The organism is Streptomyces sp. NPDC029014 (genome assembly GCF_055564695.1).
The window spans coordinates 30,285-38,156 of sequence record NZ_JBVHVT010000086.1; the positions used below are offsets into that span (position 1 = coordinate 30,285).

A 7,872-nucleotide genomic window follows, 5' to 3' on the forward strand; every position below is an offset into this window, starting at 1 on the left:
CGTAGCGATCTGGGGCGTTGGCGGGGGCTGGATGGGCTTGTCGTCAACATTTCTGGCTGGTTGGGTGCCCATCCGCCCCCGCGGGGCTCGGATGCGGGCTTGGGGAGCCGGTTTTGGTGCCCGCGTGCCCGGCGAGGGCTGGGAACTGGCGCTCCCGGGGAAGGGGGATGCCGCAAGGCGGAGCCGGGGCCTGCTGCTCTGGCGAGGGCCGCTTCTGCCTCTTGTGCCCCCTGGCCATTCTTCGGGGGCTTCTCGGCAGCTCTTTGGCATTCCGGGGTGGGTCGGTCTGTCAGGGGTGGAGCGTAGCGACATCGCGAAGCGACGCGACGAAGGAGCGCCCTTGACGGGCCGGCCCGCACCGGAAGGACAATGGGCTGCCGGGAAGCCCCCGGATGCTCCGCCGACCCCGGGTGCGGGCATCCCGCTCACCGCGGCTCCCGGCCGGCCTCCCCCGCCGCCCCCTCCGACCCCGCCCCCTCACCCCTCCACCGTCCCCCGTACCACCCCCACCAGCGCCTCCACCGCTCTGCCGAACGCCGCCTCCGGGGGTGCGGCGTAGCCGATCACCAGGCCTTCGCGGGGCGGGGTCGGGGCCGCCGGGTGGTGGTAGGAGGAGAGGCCGTCCAGGGAGAGGCCCGCGGCGCGGGCCGCCGCCAGGGCGGCGGCCTCCGTCCCCGGCGGGAGGTCGACCACCACGTGGAGCCCGGCCGAGATGCCGGTCACCGGGGCCTGCGGGACGCGGGAGGCCAGGGTTTCGGCGAGCCGGTCGCGGCGGGCGCGGTAGCGCTGGCGCATGCGCCGGATGTGGCGGTCGTACGCGCCGCATTCGATGAAGTCGGCCAGCGCCAGCTGGTCCAGGGCGCTGGCCCAGGACTCCCGTTGCCCCTTCGCCGTGAGGACCTGCCCGACCAGGTCGTCCGGTAGGACCAGCCAGCCGAGTCGGATCGCGGGGGACAGGGACTTGCTGAGGGAGCCTGCGTAGACCACGTGCCCGGGACCCAGGCCCTGGACGGCGCCGACCGGCTTGCGGTCGTAGCGGAACTCTCCGTCGTAGTCGTCCTCCACGATCAGCCCGCCCGTGGCGCGGGCCCACTCCACGGCCGCCGCCCGCCGCCCCGGCAGCAGCCGGGCGCCCGTCGGGAACTGGTGGGCGGGGGTGAGGAGCAGGGTGCGGGCCCGCGCAGGTACGAGGTCGGTGCGCGCGCCGTCCTCGTCCACCGGGACGGGATGCGGGCGCACCCCGGCGGCGTCGAGGATGCCGTGGTGGAAGGGGAGCCCGTACTCCTCCACGGCCCAGTCGCGGGGCCGCAGCGACGCGAGGAGGCGCAGGCCGTTCGCGAAGCCGGAGCAGACGACGATGTTCTCCGGGCCGGTACGCACGCCCCGCGCCCGGGACAGGTACGCAGCCAGCGCCCTCCGCAGCTCCGGCCGTCCCTGCGGGTCCCCCGGCCCGAAGGCCTCGGTGGGGGCCTGGGCCAGGGCCCGCCGGGCGCTGGTGGACCAGGCGCCCCGGGGGAAGGCGGCGGGGTCGGGCTTGCCCTGGAGCAGGTCGTGACGGGGACTCGCGGGGGCGGGCGCGGCCGGGGCGGTCGGTGCGGCGGCGGTGGCCGCCCCCTCGGCGACCCTGGTGCCGGAGCCCTGCCGGGCGGTGAACCAGCCCTCGGCGACGAGTTCGGCGTACGCGTCGGCGACGGCGTTGCGGGCCAGCCCGAGGTCGGCGGCCAGGGCCCGGTAGGGCGGCAGCCGGGTCCCGCCCGCGAGCCGGCCGCTGCGGACGGCTTCGCGGAGGGCCTGGGCGAGGGCGGTGCGGCGGGCGCCGCGCGGAGGGAGCTCCAGATGCAGGTCGGCGCCGCCGCCCGGGCCGGGGCCGGGGGCGGTGTCGGTGTCGTCGGACGTCATACGGGGGAGCGTAAGCGGGGGCCCGCGCGCGGACGTTGACACCAGCCGGCGACCCGGCCGGCGTCCCGGCGACCCGGCCAGCGGCCCGGCGACCCGGCTGGCGACCCGGCCAGCGGCCCGGCGGCCGGGCCGGCCGGCGGCTCTGTCGCCGCCAGCCCAGCCGCCGCCCGGGCCTGCCCCTCAGCCGCGCCGCGACAGGGCCTCGCGGACGGCTTCGTCCGTGCGGGCGACCACGGCCGTGCCGTCGTCGGCCGTGATGATGGGGCGCTGGATGAGCTTCGGGTGGGCGGCCAGGTGGGCGATCCAGCGGGACCTGGCCTCGTCGGTCTCCGCGCGCGGGACGTCGCGTACGCCGGTCTCCTTCGCGAGGGGGTCCGAGGTGCGGGTGATGTCCCAGGGCTCCAGGCCGAGCCGGTCCAGTACCGCGCGGATCTCGGCCTCGGACGGTACGTCCTCCAGGTAGCGGCGCACCGTGTACTCGGCGCCTTCCGCGTCGAGCAGCGTCAGCGCGCTCCGGCACTTCGAGCAGGCGGGATTGATCCAGATCTCCATGGTGCCCAGCCTAGCCAGAGCCCGTCTGGCCAGGGGCTTCTGTCAGTGCCCCCCGGTAAAATCGAGGGAGTACGACAGGACGCCAACTACCGTTTGGGAGGCTGTAGATGGCCACTGCCAAGACGCTTCGGCCCGTCAAGAAGAAGGCGCTGCCCGCGGGGCTCCCCCGGGAGTGGTACGAGAGCCACAACCGCCGGCTGAAGGCGATGCGGCTGGCGATATCCCTGCTCGACTCGGGCACGTACGACGCCCGGCGCGCCACCAACCGCAAGATCCGCACGATGGCCGTGCGGACGGGGATCCACCGGCCGTCGAACACGACGTGCAGGCTGGTGCGCGCGTACATCGTGAGCAACGCGGGCTGACCCCCGCGAGCTGACCGACGCGCGCTGACCCCCTCGCCCGTCGGATCCTGCCGGAACGGACCACTCCGGCAGGGTCCACCGGCCGTCCCGGCAGCGGTGTCGCCTCCTCGCTCACTTCTCCTCGAAGACGATCTCCTCCGCGTGGTGCGTCATCCGCACCGTGTGTCCGTCGCTGATCTCCACGATGTGTTGCAGCCCGGTGATCGGCTTCGGCCGCTGCGGGATGCGGTAGGTGTCCGCAGCCCCTGCCAGGAAGGCCGGGAAGCAGGTCAGCGACGGGTCCGCCGGGTTGAGCTCCAGGTAGTCCTTCAGGCGGCGGAACAGCTTCGGGAGGATCACCGCGCCGTTGTACGCGGTGAGGGAGGACATGCCGGTGATCTTCGCCCCGGTGAGGGTGACGTCCTCGGCCCACAGCCCCCGCTTCTCGGGGGTGGTGGCCGCCCGTGCCGCCTGGGCCGCGGCGGCGAGGGCGTCGCGCAGGAAACCGGGGAGGCCGGTGTAGAAGGTGGGGTAGGCGAGGCCGGAGGCCACGAGGTGGTGGTTGGCGGTCTTCTGCAGCCGCTTCTCGTCGACGTCGATCCAGTAGCCGCTGTACGCAGGCGGGACGCGGCGGCCGACGAGGGCGACGCAGCGGCCGTGGACGTCGGTGCCGCGGGTGAGGACGTAGCCGGGGACCTGTTCGGGGACGGTCGTGACGGTTTCGTCGTCGTGGCGCTGGACGTGCGTGAAGCCGAGCCAGGTCAGCAGCTCGTCCGCGGCACGGTGGGCGAACTTGAGCGGCTGGTGCCGCTCCTGCTCGCCGGTGCCGTAGTGGGTCTCCAGGGCGTCGACGGCCTCCAGCCGTACGGGGGCGCGGCCGTCCGCGGCGGGCAGGATCTGCCGGCAGCCCGGTACGAGCTTCCATTCGGCCACGTCGTCCGGGATGAACGGGAGGGTGTCGCCGTCCGGGCGGGCGCCGCCGGACACCTTGAACGTTCCTCGGATCAGCAGCATGGACATGGCGGCTTCCCACGGCGGTCGGGGGGCGGAACGGTCACGTACGGTGCGTGCCCCGGCGAATCTAGGGAGGCTGCCCGTCCGGCTGCGACCGCCGTTCGAGCGACAGGACCAGCAGGGCCACGTCGTCGCCGGGTCCGCCCCCGGTGAAGTCCACCAGGTCCTGCCACAGCGCGCCGACCAGCCCGGCCGGGTCCGCCGGCGCGGGGGTCGCCACGACGGGGACGCGGGTGGCCAGGGGGTAGAAGAACCCCGACCCGTCGCGGGCCTCCGTGACCCCGTCGGTGTAGGCGAGCAGCCGGTCGCCGGGCAGCAGCGGGACGCCCGTCACCGCGGTGTCCTCCGGGGCGGTGAGCCCGAGCCCCAGCGGCGGACCCGGCTCCACGGCCACCTCCGACACCCCGGGCCCGCGCAGCAGCAGCGCGGGCGGGTGCCCGCACGACACGATCCGTACGAGGTCCAGGCCGGGCGGGAACTCCAGGAGCAGGGCCGTGGCGAACAGCTCCGGATGCCCGAGCTCGAACGCCGCCTCCGCCGAGCCGCCCAGGGCCGGCTTGCCCGACGCGTCCGATGAACCCGACGCGTCCGATGAACCCGACGCGTCCGATGAACCCGACGCGTCCGATGAGCCCGACGCGTCCGGTGAGCCCGGCGGCCCGTGCGGGCCCGGTGCCCTCTGTGATCCCGGTGACCCCTGCGGCCCCGGGGAGCCCGGCGCCTCAGCCGAGCCCGCCGATCCCTGCGCCTCCGCCCGATCCAGCCGCGCCCCCGCCGAGCCGGCCGCCCCCGGCCCGATCAGGCCCAGCGCGCCCAACGAGCCTGATCTCGACCCTGAGCCTGAGCCCTTCCCCGTTCCCGTTCCCTTCCCCTTCCCCTTCCCCTCTCCGGCCCCGGTCCCGGTCCCCGGCCCCGAACCCATCCCCGAGCCCGCCTCCGGTGCTGCTGCGTCCGCCTGCAGCCTGCGGTCCAGCCGAGCCGCGACCTCCGTGAGCTCCGGGTCGTCCAGGACCCCCTCGCGGAAGGCGCCGAGCAGCGCCGCGACCGTGCCGACCGCGGCGAGACCGTGCCCCTGCACGTCCCCGACCAGGGCCCGCACCCCGTAGGGCCCGGCCCGTACGTCGTACAGGTCGCCGCCGACCAGGGTGCCGTGCTGCGCCGCCCGGTACAGGCCGGCGCAGCGCACCGGGCCGACCCGTTCCGGTACCGGCGGCAGGACGGCGAGCTGGGCGGCCTCCGCGACGGTGCGCACGTTGACCAGCTGGGTGTCGCGCCGCCGTCGGACCCAGGCGATCACGACGCTGAGCAGCCCGACGGCGGCCACCGTGGCCAGGTCGGTGCCGCGCGGGTTCGCGATGCCGGTCCACGGCAGCCCGAGCAGCGTCAGCACCAGCCCGGCGAAGACGGCGGTGCCGGCGGCCCCGTACGCGAACGCGGCCACCGGGGGCAGGCCCGCCAGGAAGAAGCCCAGCTCGATGTCGCCGGGGGTGAGCCGCTGCGCGAGCACCAGCACCACCAGCGCCACCACGGGTGCGAGGCGGGCCCAGCGCGGCGGCGGTGCCCCGCGCAGCCAGCCCGGCTCCTGGCGGCGTCGGCGTCTCAGCCCTCTCACCCCTCCACCCTGGTACGGGGGTCCGGGCCGCGCACCCCGGGCGGTCCGTCGCTCGATGCGCCGGGTGGCCGCCGGGCGCCCCGGCACGGACAGTGGTCCCGTGACGGATACGACTCCGACGCCCCCGCACGGTGACCAGGCGCACGGCGCGGGCATGAGCACCCGGCTGAACTGGCTGCGGGCCGGGGTGCTCGGCGCGAACGACGGGATCATCTCCACCGCCGGCCTGGTGGTGGGCGTGGCCGGGTCGACGACCTCGCGCCCGGAGATCCTGGCGGCGGGGGTGGCCGGCCTGCTGGCGGGGGCGTTGTCGATGGCGGCGGGGGAGTACGTGTCGGTCAGCTCGCAGCGGGACTCCGAGCGGGCGGCGCTGGACCAGGAGCGCCGGGAGCTGGTGCAGGAGCCGGAGGCGGAGCTCGACGAGCTGACGCAGCTGCTGGCCGCCCGCGGTCTGAGCGCCGAGGTGGCCCGGGAGGCGGCGGAGCAGCTGACGGCGCGGGACGCGTTGCGGGCCCACGCCCGGGTGGAGCTCGGTATCAACCCGGACGAACTGGCCAATCCCTGGCATGCGGCGTTCGCCAGCCTGGCCGCGTTCACGGTGGGGGCCCTGCTGCCGCTGCTGGCGATCCTGCTGCCGGGGCCGTCGCAGCGGGTCCCGGTCACGGTGGCGGCAGTGGTGGCGGCGCTGGTGCTGTGCGGGGTGACCAGTGCCCGGCTGGGCGGGGCCCCGGCCGGGCGCGCGGTGCTGCGCAACGTGACGGGCGGTGCCCTGGCGATGGCGGTCACGTACTCGGTGGGCACCTGGATCGGCACGGCCTGAGACCTGAGGCCTGAGGCCTGAGACCTGAGGCCTGAGGCCTGAGACCTGAGCTCTGAGACCTGACCGGTCCCGCCGGGCGGTTCCCCACCGTCCGGGGCCTTCGCACCGGCATCATGGGCGTCATGCGTATCGCGGTCACCGGGTCGACCGGTCTCATCGGCAGCGCCCTCGTACGGTCCCTGCGGGCCGACGGTCACGACGTGGTCCGCTTCGTGCGGCGGGAGCCGGCCGCGCCCGACGAGGCGAGGTGGGACCCCCGCCGCGGGTACGTCGATCCGGCCGGGCTCGCCGGCTGCGCGGCCGTGGTCCACCTGGCCGGGGCGGGGATCGGCGACCACCGCTGGACGGCGGCGTACAAGAAGGAGATCCGGGACAGCCGGGTGGACGGCACCGCCGCGGTGGCGCGGGCGGTGGCCGCGATGGACGAGCCGCCGGGGGTGTTCGTCAGCGGCTCCGCCGTCGGCTACTACGGCGACGCCGGCGACCGCACCGTCGACGAGACGGCCCCGGCGGGCCGCGGGTTCCTGCCGGAGGTGTGCGTGGAGTGGGAGGCGGCCGCCGCCCCGGCCCGGGAGGCCGGGGTGCGGACGGTGCTCGCCCGTACCGGACTGGTGGTCTCCGGCAAGGGCGGTGCGTGGGGGCGGATGTTCCCGGTCTTCCGGGCCGGGATCGGCGGGAGGCTGGGCGACGGCCGCCAGTTCTGGCCGTTCATCTCCCTCTACGACGAGATCGCGGCCCTGCGGCACCTCGTCATCAACCCGCAGCTGTCCGGCCCGGTCAATCTGACCGCCCCCGAACCGCCGACCAACCGCGAGGTCACCGCCGCGATGGGCCGCGTCCTGCACCGCCCGACGCTGCTGGCGGTGCCGGCGCCGGTGCTGCGGCTCGTCCTCGGGGAGCTCTCCCAGGACGTGCTGGGCAGTCAGCGGGCCCGGCCCTCCCGGTTGTTGGAGTCGGGCTTCACCTTCCGTCACCCGCACATCGAAGACGCACTCCGCGCCGCCCTCTCCCGCTCCGAGCCCTGACCCCTCCCGGCGCCCCGGCCCACCGCCCGCGGCCGGACCCCGTGCGACCGTTCGTGACCCGGATGCGACCGCAATGCGACCGGATCCGACCGCAATACCGCACCCAACGGGGGTTCCCCCGAAGCTCGTTGGGGGAAGGAGGATCCCCACACAGCCGCGCCGACCTCGGGGAGGGGCACGTGCTCAGCAGCTCGCACCGCACCGCACAGCATGCGGACGTCGTCATCGTAGGAGCCGGGGTCTCAGGACTCGCGGCGGCACAGCACCTGATCGCGGCAGGGGTCACCGTCACCGTCCTGGAGGCGGCAGAGGACCCCGGCGGCCGGATGGCCACCGAGCAGACCGACGGCTTCCGGCTCGACCGGGTCGGCCAGCTCCTCAACACCTCGTACACGGAGCTCGACCGGACCCCCGGCCTGGCCGGTCTGGTCCTGCGGCCCTTCGCACCCGGGGTGCTCGTCCACACCGACGGCCGGCAGTTGCGGGGGGGGGGGGGGGGGGCGGGGCGGGGGGGGGGGGGGGAGTGCCTCCGCCCAGCCCTGTTCCTCCCCCCCCCCCTCCCACTTCCCCCTCTTTCTCTCTCGCGCACCACCCGGAAGAAGGTTG

General features: G+C 75.4%; 8 protein-coding genes and 1 pseudogene. 4 read left to right on the forward strand and 5 right to left on the reverse strand.

Annotated elements, in window-relative coordinates:
• Positions 1-477 precede the first annotated feature (477 nt).
• On the reverse strand, positions 478-1,899 hold the full coding sequence (gene pdxR / locus ACZ4VL_RS33340; RefSeq protein ID WP_468207602.1) for a MocR-like pyridoxine biosynthesis transcription factor PdxR: 1,422 nt from the start codon (positions 1,897-1,899) through the stop codon (positions 478-480).
• A gap of 180 nt (positions 1,900-2,079) precedes the next feature.
• Entirely contained in the window at positions 2,080-2,451 is a 372-nt protein-coding gene (locus ACZ4VL_RS33345; protein ID WP_468207605.1) for an ArsC/Spx/MgsR family protein, read from the reverse strand.
• 107 nt (positions 2,452-2,558) lie between these two features.
• On the opposite strand from ACZ4VL_RS33345, the gene ACZ4VL_RS33350 reads away from it, so the two are divergent.
• Positions 2,559-2,816 (forward strand): hypothetical protein, encoded by a 258-nt coding sequence (locus ACZ4VL_RS33350; protein ID WP_468207608.1) that lies wholly within the window; start codon positions 2,559-2,561, stop codon positions 2,814-2,816.
• 111 nt (positions 2,817-2,927) lie between these two features.
• Here the strand turns inward: ACZ4VL_RS33350 and ACZ4VL_RS33355 are convergent, their stop codons facing one another.
• The 3 genes and pseudogenes from ACZ4VL_RS33355 to ACZ4VL_RS33365 form a co-directional block, all read right to left on the reverse strand.
• Positions 2,928-3,815, reverse strand: coding sequence for a nuclease (locus ACZ4VL_RS33355; RefSeq protein ID WP_468207611.1), 888 nt, complete (start codon positions 3,813-3,815; stop codon positions 2,928-2,930).
• A gap of 61 nt (positions 3,816-3,876) precedes the next feature.
• A complete protein-coding gene (locus tag ACZ4VL_RS33360) occupies positions 3,877-4,731 on the reverse strand; it encodes a PP2C family protein-serine/threonine phosphatase (protein ID WP_468207630.1) in 855 nt (284 codons plus the stop codon).
• Positions 4,732-4,752: 21 nt separating this feature from the next.
• Positions 4,753-5,577 (reverse strand): annotated as a pseudogene (locus ACZ4VL_RS33365) (PP2C family protein-serine/threonine phosphatase); the annotation flags it as partial.
• Between ACZ4VL_RS33365 and ACZ4VL_RS33370 the strand changes: the two are divergent.
• From ACZ4VL_RS33370 to ACZ4VL_RS33380, 3 genes are all read left to right on the forward strand, one after another.
• Entirely contained in the window at positions 5,576-6,241 is a 666-nt protein-coding gene (locus tag ACZ4VL_RS33370) for a VIT1/CCC1 transporter family protein (RefSeq protein WP_468207613.1), read from the forward strand. The pseudogene ACZ4VL_RS33365 and the gene ACZ4VL_RS33370 overlap by 2 nt on opposite strands.
• Positions 6,242-6,363: 122 nt before the next feature.
• Entirely contained in the window at positions 6,364-7,266 is a 903-nt protein-coding gene (locus ACZ4VL_RS33375) for a TIGR01777 family oxidoreductase (RefSeq protein ID WP_468207616.1), read from the forward strand.
• A gap of 179 nt (positions 7,267-7,445) precedes the next feature.
• A partial coding sequence (locus ACZ4VL_RS33380; protein WP_468207618.1) for an FAD-dependent oxidoreductase occupies positions 7,446-7,872 on the forward strand: 427 nt, incomplete at its 3' end.

What these genes read in the sequence shown, in the direction of transcription:
- pdxR (WP_468207602.1), bottom strand. Translation starts at nt 1,899, where the DNA reads ATGACGTCCGACGACACCGACACCGCCCCCGGCCCCGGCCCGGGCGGC.
- ACZ4VL_RS33345 (WP_468207605.1), bottom strand. Translation starts at nt 2,451, where the DNA reads ATGGAGATCTGGATCAATCCCGCCTGCTCGAAGTGCCGGAGCGCGCTG.
- ACZ4VL_RS33350 (WP_468207608.1), top strand. Translation starts at nt 2,559, where the DNA reads ATGGCCACTGCCAAGACGCTTCGGCCCGTCAAGAAGAAGGCGCTGCCC.
- ACZ4VL_RS33355 (WP_468207611.1), bottom strand. Translation starts at nt 3,815, where the DNA reads ATGTCCATGCTGCTGATCCGAGGAACGTTCAAGGTGTCCGGCGGCGCC.
- ACZ4VL_RS33360 (WP_468207630.1), bottom strand. Translation starts at nt 4,731, where the DNA reads ATGGGTTCGGGGCCGGGGACCGGGACCGGGGCCGGAGAGGGGAAGGGG.
- ACZ4VL_RS33370 (WP_468207613.1), top strand. Translation starts at nt 5,576, where the DNA reads ATGAGCACCCGGCTGAACTGGCTGCGGGCCGGGGTGCTCGGCGCGAAC.
- ACZ4VL_RS33375 (WP_468207616.1), top strand. Translation starts at nt 6,364, where the DNA reads ATGCGTATCGCGGTCACCGGGTCGACCGGTCTCATCGGCAGCGCCCTC.